The sequence below is a fragment of the Pseudomonas sp. Pseusp21 genome, from assembly GCF_059492145.1.
Map to the genome: position 1 here is coordinate 580,318 of NZ_CP168520.1, position 15,340 is coordinate 595,657.

Consider the following 15,340-nt stretch of genomic DNA (forward strand, 5'->3'; position numbering starts at 1 on the left):
CCAAGGGGAGCACGTTCATCCTGCCTAAGGGCAAAGAACTCTACAAATACGCTAGGAGCGATTCATGAACACCGTCTGGAGTTACGTCAAACGTTGGGGCCTGCCGGTACTGCGTCAGTTCAACCAGGCATTGCCGATACTGGTGCTGCTGGGCGTGGTGTTTTTATTGATCGCTATCTGGTGGCTGGGCCCGCAGTGGGCCTGGCGTGAACATCGGCCGCTGAGCGAGTTGGCGATGCGCGTCTCGGCCAGCGTTGTGGTGCTGGTGGTGCCGCTGCTGATCTGGGCATGGCGGGTGCGTAATCGTTATCACCGGTTGCAGCTTGAACGCCAGCACGAGGCTGCGATGCAGGCCGACCCGTGCCTGCCTTACATCGAGGCGCAGGAGCGAGCACTGGACCGCAGCCTGGGCAACTTGCTCAACAATATGGAGCGCCGCCGTTCGCTCTATCAATTGCCATGGTATCTGGTGCTGGGCGAGGAAAATGCCGGCAAGACCAGCCTGATCACACGCTCCAATCAGAGCTTTGCCTTGTCCCATGTGACCAGAGCCGGGGTCAGGGCGCACCAGGAAGAACAACTGGCCTATCCGGTGGATTGGTGGATCGGTGACGAGGCGGTGTTGATTGACCCGCCGGGTGAATTCCTCAGTCATCCGCAGCCAGCGGCTGATAACGTCGAGCAGCAGGGCGCGATCCAAGGCAAGGTCAAACCGGTATTACCCGCTGGCACTCACCCACGTCTATGGCGGCACCTGATCGACTGGCTGGCGCGCAACCGCAGCCGTCGCGCATTGAACGGCGTGGTGTTGGTGATCGATGTGCAGGCCTTGTTGGCGCAACGTCCCGAACAACGCAAGGCCCACGCCAACCTGCTGCGCACCCGGCTGTTTGAGCTGACGCGGCAATTGGGTACGCGCTTGCCGGTGTACGTGACGCTGAGCAAGTTCGACCTGCTGGAAGGCTTCGAAGAGTTCTTCGCCCGGTTGTCGCATAGTGGGCGCGAAGACCTGCTGGGTTTCACCTTCAGTCTGGACGCGGTGGATGATTTCGATGCCTGGTCGGCGGAGCTGACCCGCCAGTACCAGACCTTTGTCACGTACCTGAGTGAACAGATCTTCGACAGCGTCAAGGAGTCGCGTGGGCTGACCGAGCGCGATCGACTGCAGGGCCTGTTGCGTCAGATGGCGGGCCTGCGCCCGGCACTGTCGGGTTTCCTGAGCGAAATGCTCGGCAGTGATCGTTTCACCACCCCTGCGCTGGTGCGCGGGCTGTATTTCTCCTCGGTATTTCAGCAGGGCACCTTGAGCAATGCCTTCGTCAAAGAGGCAGGGCAAGCGTATCAACTGCCGCCACCGCCTCCCGAGGTCAAGCCTGCTGGTGGCACTGCGATCTACTTTGCCCAGCAGCTTTTCCAGCGAGTGATTTACCCGGAAGCAGGTCTGGCGGGTGACAACATCAAGGTGGCCCGTAACAAGCGACGACTGCTGATCGCTGGCTTCAGCGTCGCGTCCTTGGGCGTTTTGGTGGTGATCGGAACCTGGCAGTTTTACTTCAACATCAACCGCGACAAGGCTGCGAGCGTCCTGGCCAAGAGTCAGGAGTTCAGTGAGCGGGACATCGACACCAAGGTCGACACGACCGGGCGCAATCTGCTGGTGCCGCTGGATCAGATTCGCGATGCGGTGCTGGTGTACGGTGACTATCGCGAGGCATGGCCGCTGCTGGCGGATATGGGGTTGTATCAGGGGAGGGCGATTGGTCCGACGGTGGATGAGGCCTATCTGAATCTACTGTCCAAACGCTTTCTGCCGGCGATTGCCAGCGGTGTGCTGGATGCCATCAATGCCGCGCCCGCCGGTAGTAATCAGCAACTGGCGGCCTTGCGCGTTTACCGCATGCTTGAAGAACGGCAAAACCGCCGCCCGGCCATCGTCGAGGAGTGGGTCGCCAAACAGTGGCAGAGGGCCTATCCCGGGCAGGGCCAGTTGCAGGCCGACTTGATGAGACACTTGGGCTACGCCCTGAAATACGCCGACGCCGATTTGCCGCACTACCGTGAGCGCATTGCCCAAGTGCAACAACAGTTGCGCCAGTTGCCTATGGCTGAACGGGTCTACATGAACCTGAAACAGGATGCCCAAGAGCGTTTGCACCGCCCGCTGGACCTGCGCGCCGAGGTCGGTCCGGCGTTCGACATCGTCTACAGTCCATTGAACACCGATCAAGAGGGTGGCGGCTTGATGCTGGCACCGCTGCTCACGGCCAAGGGCTTCAGGGACTACTTTGAGCCTGGCACCAAGGGCATCATCGAGCTGGCAATGATCGACCAGTGGGTGCTCGGCGAGCGGCAACGCCTGGACTATTCCGACGAAGACCGCAAAGTACTGACCCAGCGGGTCCGCGCGTTATACAGCGCCGATTATGTCGACAGCTGGCGACGTGCGCTGAATCAGTTCGCGATCACCGACTTCGACGACCTCAGTCACGGCGTGGCCGTGCTGGAGCAGGTCACTGGCCCGGCCGCCCCTCTGCGGCGTTTGCTGGAAACGTTGCGCGACAATAGCGTGATTTACCCGTCGGCGCCCTTGGTCGAAGGGCAGGCACCACTGACGTTGGACAAGGTGTCGGACGGCCAGCAACAAGCTGCGGGTATCCGGCGCGCGTTTTCCAGCCTGACGGAACTGACCACCACGCGCGGCGAGCAGCCGTCCTATTACGAAGAAACGCTACGTTCCGTCAGCGCCGTCTACGACTACGCCAAAGCCGTGCACGACAATCCCGACCCCGGCAAAGCGGCGTTGAAAACCGTGCTCAATCGTTTTTCCCTCGGCGGTGCCGATCCGATTGCCAACCTGCAACGTGTCGCCGTCGGCCTGCCTGAACCACTCAACCAGCAAATCAAAAAGCTCGCCGACCAGACCTCGCAGGTACTGGTGATTGCCGCCTTACGCGAACTGGAAAAACGCTGGGACAGTGATATCTACAGTTTCTACCGCGACCGGCTGGCGAGCCGCTACCCGTTCAAGGCCAGCGGCGAGGACGCCTCGCTGGAAGACTTCGAAGCCTTCTTCAGCCCGCAGGGGCGTCTACAGCAGTTCCACGATCAATACCTGAACGTGTTCCTCAAGGACAACCTCGATGCTCTGTACTCCGAAAACCTTGGCGGCTACCTGGTACGCAGTGACGTGCTGGAACAGCTCAAGAAGGTCGAGCGCATCCGCGACACTTTCTTCAACCACCGCGGCCACCTGGCCGTGCAACTCACCATCGAACCCCTGGCCCTGAGCGCGACCCGTCTGAGCAGCATGCTCAGCGTCGACGGCCAACTGATCCCTTACCAGCACGGCGCGCCGCAACGCACGGGGTTGGTGTGGCCCAACAGTCTGGGCAACACCAATGGCAGCCAACTGACGCTGGTGCACAGCAGCGGCAACACCGCCAGCCTTAGCTATCGCGGGCCGTGGTCGTTGTTCCGGCTGCTCAGCCGTGGGCATCTTAATGGCAGGACCGACACCAGCGTGGACCTGACCTTTGCCGTCGCCGATGGCTTGATGCGCTATCGGATTGGGGCGGAGAAGGCCAACAACCCGGTTACCCAACGCAGTTTTGAAGGGTTTGTGTTGCCGAGGACGTTGTTGGAGGAACGTCGATCAAACAAAACCATAAACAGGGTTGAGGGTGTCGCCTCAACGGAGACGGGCAGGAAGTGACTCACCAACCATTCCCTGACTCCAATCCCTGCACCGACAGGAAATGCGGCCTAAAGCCATGACGTCGACGTTCGTCATTCAAGGGCTGCCAACGAGTACAGGAGATTCACACGTGAAAGGTTTCAAGGGGTATATCGGTGTTGCGGGGCTTGTGCTGCTGTCGGCCAATGCCTGGGCCGATCTGCCTCACAGCTCGATTCTGAGCCGCTATGGCGTGACACCCGATCAACTGCCAGAGCCGGCCAAAAGCGAAGACGCCAAACCCGTCGAAGAAAAAAACCGCTTTCATATCCAGCCTGAACAACCGTTCGTGACGATTCGCATCGGCGAAGACCATGAGCCGGAAATGACCGGAAATCTGAGCATCGACCGCATGGCGCAACAGGAGCGTCAGCGCTGCCAGCGCTTGCAGGAAGAACTGGTTCGCCGTGGCGAGCGTCCCTTCAGTTGCGACGGCTCCCTCCCGGGCATGGCGTTACCACGCTGATGAATACAAAAAAGGCTGCGATCCCATAAGGTCGCAGCCTTTTTTGATGTTTTATCCGTCAGTCTTCTTTGCGCACCGTGGCCACTTCGTCGGCACGCACGCGGACTTTGGCGCCGGAAATATCCTTGAACTCGTAGAAGCCATCCTCGGTTTTGGTATCGGGCATGTCTTCGGTCAGGTACTGGGTGCCGTTCTGCAGGGTGACCACCGTTGGCGTCGAGCAACCGGCCAGCGTCAACAGCACAGCTACTGCCAGCGGGATACCCAAGGTTTTGATTTTCATAGGACGGCTTCCTCATTCATTTCGACCATTGTCGGTCCTCTAACGCGGTTGGTGCCGTGACACCCGGAAAAGTTCGATGGCCAAGTGAAAAAAACTGCTTTGCCGATGCCACTGATCCTTTTCCGTTTGCGCCCGCCGGGACAGGCTGGTATCTGTACGCATAACCAGTACTCGCTTGCCATGGCCCCGAAATTACCGTGACTGCCAATCCCCTCGACGATCCGTTCTATTACCTCAACAACTTCCGCCAGGTGCTTGATTGGCTTGAGCTTCGCTATGCCGATGTCATGAGCGAAACGGAACATGCCTTCATTCGCGAGTTCAAGGCGCTGCCGCGTCCGTCCCAGGGCCTGCTGGTGCGTATGGTGATGCGAAAGGGTGTACATTTCCGGGCCAGCAAGCTGAATTACACGGAAATCGGCGACATCGCCGAGGCGGCGCAACCGCTGCTGGAGCATGGCTGGCTCCATGAACAGGCGCCGTTGTCGATGGCGGAACTGTTCGAGGTGTTGCTCAAGGCCGAGATCCTGCAAGCCTTCGGCCCGGCCATCGACCAGCCCCGAGGCAAGAAAGTCGACTGGTTGCCGCAGCTGCACGAACAATTCCCCGAGCCCCGCAGTTTCGTGCAATGGTGCCCGGCGCTGGCGGATCGGCTGTTCAGCCTGACGCTGATGGACCTGTGCGACCGTTTTCGCCTGATGTTCTTCGGCAATCTCTATCAGGACTGGTCGGAATTCGTGCTCGCCGATCTTGGCATCTTCACTTATGAAAAAGTCGAATTCTGCGCCGATTCCCGGGGCTTGCGCAGCCGTGCCGACGTCGATGCCTGCCTGTTTCTGCACGATTGCCAGCTGTATTTCGAAGCCGGCGAGCCGCTGGAACCGATCGTCGAACAAGTCGCGGCGCTGCATTTCGATAACCCGTGGCTGCAACGCCGGCGCGGCAAGCTGTTGTTCCAGATCGGCCAATACTGCGAGCGCCTCGGCGAATTCGCCCTGGCGCTGAAGATCTATCGCGACTGCGCCTATCCCGGCGCGCGATTGCGGATGATCCGCGTGCTGGAGCGCAGCGCCGAATATGCGTTGGCTCTCGAACTGGCGGTCATTGCCGAGCAGGCGCCGGAAACCGCTACCGAACAGCAGGGCCTGCAACGGGTGTTGCCGCGTTTGCGACGCAAGCTCGGCGGGCCACCGATCAAACGCACGGCGCCTAGCCTGGTGGAGCGGCTGGATCTGCACCTGCCGCGTATCGATCCGGCATTGTCGGTGGAATATCACGTCCAAGCGCACTTGCACGACGAAACGGGCCCGGTGCATTACGTGGAAAACAGCCTGATCAACTCACTGTTCGGCCTGCTGTGCTGGCCGGCGATCTTCGCGCCGCTGCCGGGCGCGTTCTTTCACCCGTTCCAGCGCGGGCCGGTGGATCTGCTCAACGAGGACTTCCAGTTCCGTCGCGCCGAGCTGTTTCAGGCCTGTCTGGCCGAGCTCGACGATGGCCGTTATGCAGACACCATCCGCGCGCGGTTCACCACCAAATGGGGTGTGCAGTCGCCGTTCGTGTTCTGGGGCGCGCTCAATGAAGAACTGCTGGAGCAAGCTTTGGCTTGTCTGCCGGCCGAACACCTCAAGCACTGGTTCAGCCGTCTGCTGCTGGACATCAAGGCCAATCGCGCCGGCATGCCCGACCTGATCCAGTTCTGGCCGCAGCACAGGACCTACCGGATGATCGAAGTCAAAGGCCCGGGCGATCGGCTGCAAGACAATCAATTGCGCTGGCTGGAGTTCTGCCACACGCACCGGATGCCGGTCGCCGTGTGTTACGTGCAATGGGCGGAGCAGGGCGCTTGAGCTACAGCATCGCCGTGCGGGCATTGTGCGAATTCACCGCGAAAACCGGTGACCTCGACTTGCGCTTCACCCCGTCACCGACCGCGCTGGAGGGGATTGCCGGGCATCGCACCGTGGCGTCCCGGCGCAACGACGCCTACCAGAGCGAAGTGGCGCTGGAGGGCGCATTCGGGCCATTGAAGGTCAAGGGCAGGGCGGACGGCTACGACCCGACGCAGAACTGCCTGGAAGAGGTCAAAACCTACCGTGGCGACCTGGGCAAGCAACCGGCCAATCACCGTTCGTTGCATTGGGCCCAGGCGAAGATTTACGGCTGGTTGATGTGCTGCCGATTGCAGCTTGAGCAGATCAATCTGGCGCTGGTGTATTTCGACATCGTCACGGAAAAGGAAACCTGCTTGGTCGAGGCGTTCAGCGCTGATGCGCTGCGACAGTTCTTCGAACAGCAGTGCGGTTTGTTCCTCGCGTGGGCCGAACAGGAAATGGCCCACCGCGAAGCGCGCAACCGGGCGGCGCAGCAGCTGGGTTTTCCCCATGCCACGTTTCGCCCCGGCCAGCGTCACCTCGCCGAATCGGTGTTCAAAGCCGTCAGCACCGGGCGCTGCCTGATGGCCCAGGCCCCGACCGGGATCGGCAAGACCCTCGGCACCCTGTTTCCGATGCTCAAGGCGTTGGCGCCGCAGCAACTGGACAAGGTCTACTTCCTCACCGCCAAGACGCCCGGACGCAAACTGGCGCTGGATGCAGCGCAAGTGCTGTTCGATCACAGCGAAACCTTGCCCCTGCGGGTGCTGGAAATGGTCGCCCGGGACAAGGCCTGCGAACACCCGGACAAGGCCTGTCACGGTGAATCCTGCCCGTTGGCCCAGGGCTTTTACGACCGTTTACCCGCCGCCCGTGAGGCTGCCAGCCAATTGCGCCTGCTGGATCAGGCCGCACTGCGGGACGTCGCGGCGCGGCACGGGGTGTGTCCGTATTACCTGAGCCAGGAAATGGCCCGCTGGGCCGACGTGGTGGTGGCGGACTACAACTATTACTTCGATTTCAGCGCGCTGCTGTTCGGTCTCGCGCAGTTCAATCAATGGAACGTTGCGGTGTTGGTGGACGAGTCGCACAACCTGGTCGAGCGCGGGCGGCAGATGTACAGCGCCACTCTCGATCAGGCGACACTGGGCAGCGTGCGCAAAACCGCGCCCGAGGTCCTGAAAAAGTCTTTGCAACGGGTCAATCGTGAATGGAACGCGCTGCACAATGACCAGTTCGCGCCGTATCAGGCCTACGACAAGGCGCCGGAAAAACTGTTGCAGGCGCTCTCATCCTGCACGGCGAGCATCGGCGACTACCTCAACGATCACCCGCAAGGGCTCGACAGCGGACTGCAGAACTTCTACTTCGAAATGCTGCAATTCGGCCGGGTGGCGGAACTGTTCGACGCGCATTATCTGTTCGACATCAGCAAACGCGATCTCGAACGCAAACGCCCGTTATCACAACTGTGCCTGCGCAACGTGGTGCCGGCGGCGTTCATCGGCCCGCGCCTGACGGCGGCGCGCAGCAGCGTGCTGTTTTCCGCCACCCTCAGCCCGCGCCACTATTACGCGGATTTGCTCGGCACCCCGGCCGACACGGTCTGGATCGACGTCGAGTCGCCGTTCAGCGCCGAACAATTGCAGGTGCAGATCGTCAGCCGGATTTCCACGCGTTTCACGCACCGGCAAGCATCGCTGGAACCGATTGTCGAGCTGATCGCCCGCCAGTTCAGTGAACGTCCGGGCAACTACCTGGCGTTCTTCAGCAGCTTCGATTACCTGCAACAGGTCGCGCAGTTGCTCGCCGAGCGGCACCCACACATCACCCGCTGGCAGCAATCCCGAGGCATGACCGAAGGCGCGCGGCAGGACTTTCTCGATCAATTCACCGCCGACAGCCAGGGCGTCGGTTTTGCCGTGCTCGGCGGCGCCTTCGGTGAGGGCATCGATCTGCCCGGCGCGCGGCTGATCGGCGCGTTCATCGCCACCCTCGGGCTGGCACAGCTCAATCCGGTCAATGAACAGATGAAGCGCCGTATGGCAGCGATCTTCGGTGCGGGCTACGACTACACCTATCTTTTCCCAGGCGTGCAGAAAGTGGTGCAGGCTGCCGGGCGGGTGATCCGTACCCAGCAGGATCGCGGCGTGGTGATGCTGATCGATGATCGTTTTGCCGAAAGCCGAATCAAGCAATTATTGCCGTTCTGGTGGTCGTTGAGCAGTGAGAATCCGGTTGGCGATGTTGCGGGATAACGTCAGTGCGACTTGAGGGGATTTTACTTGGACTTGTAGGACATATTTCCTTATAAAACAGCGACATATCTTGTGAAAAACCCCCTTTGATAAATCGCGAACTTCAGTCTTTATTCAGTAAGCCGGATCTCGGTCTCTCGCGATATTTGATAAGGAAATCAATATATGTCCGCTACCCACACTTATACGTATACCTCCGAGCAGGTCACTTCAGCCTTCAATGACATCAGCACAACCCTGTTCGCCGGAATCACTGCACAGCTCACACCCACTATCCTGGTGACAGCCGGAGTGCAAAGCTCGGGGAAAACCTACCTGCTGGAAAAACAACTGCTTCCTTCCGGCCTCTATAAAAATTACGTCCGTCTGTATCTGCCGGAGTATCGGGAGAAGCATCCGCAATACCAGGAGATGATCAAGCTGGGCACGTTGCACGCCTACGAACATACGAATGACTTCATTCGTGATTTGAGCAGGAAAATCTTTGAACGGGCTTTTGAGCAAAAGCTCAACATCATTTTCGAATGCGCGTTCGACAGTATCGAGTTTGCGACTCTGCCTGACTACATGGCCAACGCCGGTTACAGGCTTGAGGTTCACATCGTGGCCTGCAACTATCCGTTCGCATTTATTTCCGGCGTCCAGAGAGGGTTCAAAAGCCTGGAGAAAGGCGAGCTCGAACGTTTTGTCCGACCTTCGGAACTGAAATCCAGTTTTGGAAATGCCCACGCAGTGATCTACGCGCTCGACGCTGCGGCCAAAAGAGTCGGCGGCTCACAGGTGTTCCTTTACGAACGAGGTTTTGGGGCCATGAGGGAGCGTGTCGTGCGTGCGCACAGCTTGTATGCTCGAGATATGCAGAACAAGCTCTCCGTTACCTCAACATCCACGCCGTTCAGCTACAGCGCCTATGAGCGCATCATCGGCAAATCGCTCAACAGCGACAGCGAACGTCACGAGGTGATCAAGGAGAGTCATCTCGCCCTGCACAAGGCTGCGCAGTATGCAATGCAGGTACCGGACTTTCTTTTCGATGCACTTTATGCACGGATCGCCAAATATGTTCAACGTTGAGCGAGCCGAGGTTCGGACATGAGGTGCTATTGCGCCTTTCCATTCCGCTGGTTTGCCGCATACTCGGGTTATTGAAGATCTGTTTCGAGCCAAGCCTGATGAGCGATAACAAGAAGTCCGCTGCAATCGAAGACATGCGTTTTCGTTTGCTGATCGATGCGGTGGTCGATTACGCGATCTACATGATCGACCCCGAAGGCATCATCACCAGCTGGAACTCCGGCGCCAAACGCTTCAAGGGTTACGAAGAAGCCGAGATCCTTGGCGAGCACTTTTCAAGGTTCTACACCGACGAAGATCGCGCCAACGGTATGCCGCAGCGGGCGCTGGACACGGCGATCCGCGAAGGCCGGTTCGAGGGTGAGGGCTGGCGGGTACGCAAGGATGGCACGCATTTCTGGTGCCACGTGGTGATCGATCCAATTTTCAGCCCGAGCGGGCAACTGCTCGGGTTTGCCAAGATCACCCGCGACCTGACCGACCGCAAGATGGCCGAAGAAACCCTCAAGCAGAGCGAACAGCAGTTTCGCCTGCTGGTTCAGGGCGTCAGCGACTACGCGATCTACATGCTCAGCCCGGACGGCCGCGTGTCCAACTGGAACCCTGGTGCGCAGCGGATCAAGGGCTACAGGCCGGAAGAGGTCATCGGCCAGCACTTTTCGATGTTCTACACCCCTGAAGATCGTGAGATCGGCGAACCCCAGCGCGCTCTGGAAACTGCTGCGCGCGAGGGCCGTTTCGAAAACAAGAGCTGGCGTCTGCGCAAGGACGGTACGCGGTTTCTGGCGCATGTGGTGGTCGATGCGATCCGTGGCGAGACCGGCACCTTGCTGGGTTTCGCCAAGATCACCAGGGACGTGACCGAAGCCACCGAGGCGCAACAGGCACTGGAGAAAACCCGTGAAGCGCTGTTCCAGGCGCAGAAAATGCAGGCCATCGGTCAGTTGAGCGGAGGTATCGCCCACGACTTCAACAACTTGCTGACGGTGATCCTCGGCAACCTGGAAATCGTGCGCAAACGTATGGGCGACGACCCGAAAGTCAGCCGCCTGCTGGAAAACGCCACTCAGGGAGCATTGCGCGGCGTATCGCTGACCCAACGCATGCTGGCCTTTGCCCGGCGGCAGGAGCTCAAGACCGAACCGATCGATATCCCGAAACTGGTGCAGGGCATCACCGGGTTGTTGCGCAGCTCACTCGGGCCCGGGATCCGCATCGAAACGCAGTTTCCCGAAGACCTGCAAGCGGTGCTGGCCGACAGCAATCAGCTCGAACTGGCGGTGCTCAACCTCGCCACCAACGCCCGCGACGCCATGCCCGAGGGCGGCAGCGTCACCATCAGCGCGGAACCTGAAGTGGTCATCGAACAAAACGATTCGACGCTCGCGGCCGGGCGTTATGTCTGTCTGCGGGTGACCGATACCGGGGAAGGCATGGACGCTGATACGCTGGCGTCGGCAACCGATCCGTTTTTCACCACCAAGGGTTTGGGCAAGGGCACCGGCCTGGGATTGTCGATGGTCCATGGCTTCATCGAACAACTGGGCGGCCGGTTCATTCTGAAAAGTATCAAGGGGCAGGGCACCACTGCTGAGCTCTGGTTACCGGTCGCCATCGACGGAGTCGCGACCCAATCGTCCGGCACGATGGTGTCCACCGTTACAGTGCCGCGCCTCAGCGTGCTGGTGGTGGATGATGACAGTCTGGTGCGTACCAGCACCGTCCTGCTGCTGGAAGACCTTGGCCATCGGGTGATCAGCGCCGCCTCTGGTACCCACGCGCTCGAGCTGTTTGACCAGGGAGAGGTCATCGACCTGATGATCACCGACATGGCCATGCCGCATATGAGCGGCGCGCAACTGGCTCATGCCGTGCGTTTGCTCAAGCCGGATCTGCCGATCATTCTCGCCACCGGCTTTGCCGAACGCCTCGAAGGCTTCGCAGCGGGGTTGCCACGGCTGTCGAAACCGTTCAATCAGATGAATCTTGTAACGATTATTGCCCAGACGATGAAACGAACCGGGACTGAATCCGGCTGAACTTGTCCGCGACGGGGCGGCTCCAAACGCTTTGCCTTTCGGAGCGTTCGTACCGTGCCTCGCATACTGACCCAACCGACCGCCGAAGAAATCCAGACCGAACACAACGCGAAGATGTTCGGTTCGCCCAAGGAGCGACTGGATTTCTACCGTCGGGAAATCCAGTACGAAACCAGCATCCTGGCCAACCGCACCGACGCGTACCTGGCGGCACAATCGTTTCTGGTGATTGCCTTTGCGTCCTGCATGGCCAACCTCAACCCGGAATGGGGCAAGCTGTTCACCCTGGTGGTGCCGCCGTTTCTGGCGTTACTCGGACTGCTCAGTTCGCTCAACGCCTGGCCGGGGATTCGCGCCGCCTACGACATCATTGATCATTGGCACTTCAAGCAGAGTGAACTGCTGCGCAGCGAACCGCTGATGGGCCTGGCTTATGACGAATCGCCGTTATTCAGCGAAATGGAGTCGAGCCACAAGGGGTATCGCAAGTCATTGCTGTTTTCCATTCGTACGCCGTGGATTTTCGCCACATTCTGGATGTTGCTCGGCAGCTATGCCTTCTATATTCAGGTGACCAATCCGGGAGGATAAATGACACCCCGCTATCGAGCCCGGTCATCATGGCCGGGCTTTTTTCGCCCGTTTCTGTTCTTGCGCCGCTCATAGCTGGCGAGGATCGGCTGGGTGCTGACGCCGTGCAGCAGAATGCTCAGCGCCACCACCGACAGGGTCAGGTCGGTACACAGCGTGGCCACGCTGTCGCCCAACCCATGGTTCAGCGCATAGAAGAGATAGTACAGACTGCCGATGCCGCGAATGCCGAACCAGCCGATCAATAACCGTTGGCGCCTGGCCAACAGCGATCCCCACGGCATCAACGCTACGCAGGCCGGGCGAATGACACAGAACAATACCCCGCCGACCAGCAGCGCCCGCCAATCCCAGTGACTGACCAGCACTACCCCCAGAAGCGTGACCAGAAACACCTCCATCGCCCGTTCCACCAGACCGCCGAACGCGAGCATGTCGCCCATCATGATCCCGGCCGCCACCTGACTGTCTTCCAGCCGCTCGGTATCGCCGTGCACCGCCTGCTGCGGCTCGACGTTCTGATGACCGACAATCGGTTGCACCATATGCTCGGCGGGTGGTTGGTGGGCGCCGGTGGATTTGACTTCCTCCTGTCGCAAGCCGAGGCCGGCGGCGAATACCGACAGAAAGCCGTAGCCACCAATGGATTCAGCCACGACGTACGCCAGCGCAATCAACGCCAGGGCCAGATAGTCGTTCGGGCTCAGGGTGCTGTCATCGTTGCGGATACGCAGCGAGAGGGTCAGTCGACCAATGCCACGGCCCATCCAGTAGCCGCAAAGCAACCCGGCCGGAACCGCCCACAAAAGGCTGCGCAGTACCCAGTCGGGCCACTCGGCGGCAAACCCTTCACCGTGCAGCAGCAACAGCCCGAGGATCACGAAGGGAAATGCAACGCCGTCGTTGAGCCCGGCCTCGCCGGACAGGCCGAAACGCACGCTGTCGACGTCCCGCGCATCGTTAACCTGCACCAGCGCCGCGAGCACCGGGTCGGTCGGAGCCAGAATCGCGCCGATCAACAGCGAAGGGCCCCAATTCAGGTTCAGGCCAAAATGCAGCAACAGGCAGACGCCAATGATCGTCAGCACCATCACCGGACCTGCCAGACCGAATGCAATCCGCCAGCGTTTGTCGCGCAATGGCAAACGTAACTTCAAACCGCAGACGAACAGGGAAAACAGCACCGCGACTTCAGTCAGGTGTTCCATCCACAAAGAGGCTTCGTCCAGCGGCAGTTTCAGCAGATCGAGCCCGGACGGCCCGATGCCAACCCCCAGCAGCAAACAGACAGCGGAAGTCGTCACCGGCATCCAGCGAAGATAGGACGACGTCAGCGCCAGGGTCAGCAGCACGGCACCGAGCACCGCCACCCAGATGATGAAGCTCATGACGCGCGGCCCGTAAGGTCAGTTCGATGCCGCCCCGACATGATGGGCCTAACCCGCAGTCGTGCGCAGGTATTCCGGCGTCAGCACGTTGAACCACAGCAGGATCATCGACACCAACAACGTCACCAGCACCAGCAGCGCGACACCCCAGACACTGGCCGAATACAGCAAACCCTGTTCCTTGCGCTCGTGCATGAAAGTCGGCAGGCCGACGAACAGCAGAAACGTCGAATAGATCGAAGCTGCGCCGAGCACCAGCACCGCCAGCCAGCGGCTGGGATACAGGCCGGCGAGACCGGCGATGAAAAACGGGGTTACGGTGTATGCCGCGAAACCGATGCACTGGTTGAGCGTCGGCCGGGCATCGAAGGTGCGCGACATCCAGCGAATGAATCCGCCGATGATCGCCACGCCGACCACGATGGTGACGTAGAGCAGGACACTCAGCTGCAAGGCGCTGGCACTGCTGAGCCTCACGGTTTCACCCACTGCCAGGCTCCAGCCGACATACGTGGTGCCAATGAACAGGCACACCGCCGGGACGAGGGCCAGTAACAGCAGGTGAGCAAGGTAATGACGCGGATGTGCCTCTTCTTCGCGGCGGATGTCGGTCCAGGCAAAATTCGGCTGGGTGAAGAGTTTGATAATAGGCGCAGACATGACGACCTCCTGATCTCTTGCAACCCGAACGGGCCATGAAGGTATGGAGAGGTCGCCGTGTCCAGCGGTTCACTTTTTCTGGCAAGCGGCTCAGAGCATCGGTTTGCCGCCGGTCACGCCATAGCGCTGGCCGGTGATGTAGCTGGCTTCATCAGACGCCAGCAGTACGTAGATCGGCGCGACCTCCACTGGCTGGCCGGGACGCCCCAGTGGTGTTTGCTCGCCAAAATGCTGCACTTCCTCATCGGGCATGGTCGAGACGATCAGCGGCGTCCAGATCGGCCCCGGTGCCACGCAATTCACGCGGATTTCCCTCGGGCCGAGCATTTGCGCCAGACCACCGGTGAAATTGGCGATGGCGCCTTTGGTGGTGGCGTAGGCGAGCAGGGTGGGCTTGGGCATGTCCGAGTTGATCGAACTGGTGTTGATGATGGAGGAGCCAGGTCCCATGTGTTTGATGGCGGCCTGACACAGGCGGAAGATCGCGGTGATGTTGACGTCGAAGGTCATCACCCATTCATCGTCAGGAATCTCCTCGAAGGTTTCATGGGTCATCTGGAAGGCCGCGTTGTTGACCAGCACGTCGATTCGGCCGAAGCGCTCGACGGTTTGATCCACCAACGCCTGGCATTGGGCTTTCTGGGCAATGTCACCGGGCAGCAACAGGCACTGGCGGCCGGCCTGTTCGACCCAGCGCGCGGTTTCCTTGGCGTCTTCGTGTTCATTTAAATAGGCGACTGCTACATCGGCACCTTCGCGGGCAAAGGCGATCGCCACCGCCCGACCGATGCCACTGTCGGCACCGGTGATCAAGGCAATCTTGCCGGCCAGCCGACCGGAGCCGGTGTAGCTCTGTTCGCCGCAATCAGGATACGGCTCCATTTTGCGCTGCGAACCGGGAACCGGTTGCGCCTGTTTCGGGAACGGGGGTTTTGGATAGTCGGTCATCGTCAATCTCCGGGTCTCATGGCAAG

11 protein-coding genes are annotated in these 15,340 nt (G+C 60.0%); 7 read left to right on the forward strand and 4 right to left on the reverse strand.

The window, feature by feature from the left end:
- Nucleotides 1-64 precede the first annotated feature (64 nt).
- Both tssM and ACEN93_RS02500 read left to right on the forward strand, forming a co-directional pair.
- Nucleotides 65-3,712: a type VI secretion system membrane subunit TssM gene (gene tssM, locus ACEN93_RS02495; RefSeq protein WP_495610994.1), complete on the forward strand. Its 3,648-nt coding sequence runs from the start codon at nt 65-67 to the stop codon at nt 3,710-3,712.
- A gap of 112 nt (nt 3,713-3,824) precedes the next feature.
- Nucleotides 3,825-4,199: a hypothetical protein gene (locus tag ACEN93_RS02500; RefSeq protein ID WP_039768347.1), complete on the forward strand. Its 375-nt coding sequence runs from the start codon at nt 3,825-3,827 to the stop codon at nt 4,197-4,199.
- A 58-nt stretch (nt 4,200-4,257) separates the two neighbouring features.
- Here ACEN93_RS02500 and ACEN93_RS02505 read toward each other — a convergent pair whose 3' ends face one another.
- The gene (locus ACEN93_RS02505) at nt 4,258-4,482 is read right to left on the reverse strand and encodes a YgdI/YgdR family lipoprotein (RefSeq protein ID WP_074690616.1); all 225 of its coding nucleotides are present in this window, start codon (nt 4,480-4,482) and stop codon (nt 4,258-4,260) included.
- 197 nt (nt 4,483-4,679) lie between these two features.
- Here ACEN93_RS02505 and ACEN93_RS02510 point away from each other — a divergent pair, with 197 nt between their 5' ends.
- From ACEN93_RS02510 to ACEN93_RS02530, 5 genes are all read left to right on the forward strand, one after another.
- Entirely contained in the window at nt 4,680-6,332 is a 1,653-nt protein-coding gene (locus ACEN93_RS02510; protein ID WP_495610995.1) for a VRR-NUC domain-containing protein, read from the forward strand.
- Complete coding sequence (locus ACEN93_RS02515; RefSeq protein WP_495610996.1) at nt 6,329-8,614, forward strand: ATP-dependent DNA helicase; 2,286 nt, start codon at nt 6,329-6,331, stop codon at nt 8,612-8,614. The genes ACEN93_RS02510 and ACEN93_RS02515 overlap by 4 nt, the downstream gene beginning before the upstream one ends.
- 165 nt (nt 8,615-8,779) lie before the next feature.
- Entirely contained in the window at nt 8,780-9,688 is a 909-nt protein-coding gene (locus tag ACEN93_RS02520) for a zeta toxin family protein (RefSeq protein WP_039768351.1), read from the forward strand.
- Between the two features lie 98 nt (nt 9,689-9,786).
- The gene (locus tag ACEN93_RS02525; RefSeq protein ID WP_074690614.1) at nt 9,787-11,727 is read left to right on the forward strand and encodes a hybrid sensor histidine kinase/response regulator; all 1,941 of its coding nucleotides are present in this window, start codon (nt 9,787-9,789) and stop codon (nt 11,725-11,727) included.
- Between the two features lie 54 nt (nt 11,728-11,781).
- The gene (locus tag ACEN93_RS02530) at nt 11,782-12,318 is read left to right on the forward strand and encodes a hypothetical protein (protein WP_039768355.1); all 537 of its coding nucleotides are present in this window, start codon (nt 11,782-11,784) and stop codon (nt 12,316-12,318) included.
- A gap of 11 nt (nt 12,319-12,329) precedes the next feature.
- Here ACEN93_RS02530 and ACEN93_RS02535 read toward each other — a convergent pair whose 3' ends face one another.
- The 3 genes from ACEN93_RS02535 to ACEN93_RS02545 form a co-directional block, all read right to left on the reverse strand.
- A complete protein-coding gene (locus ACEN93_RS02535; RefSeq protein WP_052266547.1) occupies nt 12,330-13,706 on the reverse strand; it encodes a cation:proton antiporter in 1,377 nt (458 codons plus the stop codon).
- 48 nt (nt 13,707-13,754) lie between these two features.
- Entirely contained in the window at nt 13,755-14,366 is a 612-nt protein-coding gene (locus ACEN93_RS02540; protein ID WP_011334107.1) for a Yip1 family protein, read from the reverse strand.
- Between the two features lie 90 nt (nt 14,367-14,456).
- Entirely contained in the window at nt 14,457-15,314 is an 858-nt protein-coding gene (locus tag ACEN93_RS02545; RefSeq protein ID WP_039768357.1) for a glucose 1-dehydrogenase, read from the reverse strand.
- Nucleotides 15,315-15,340 lie beyond the last annotated feature (26 nt).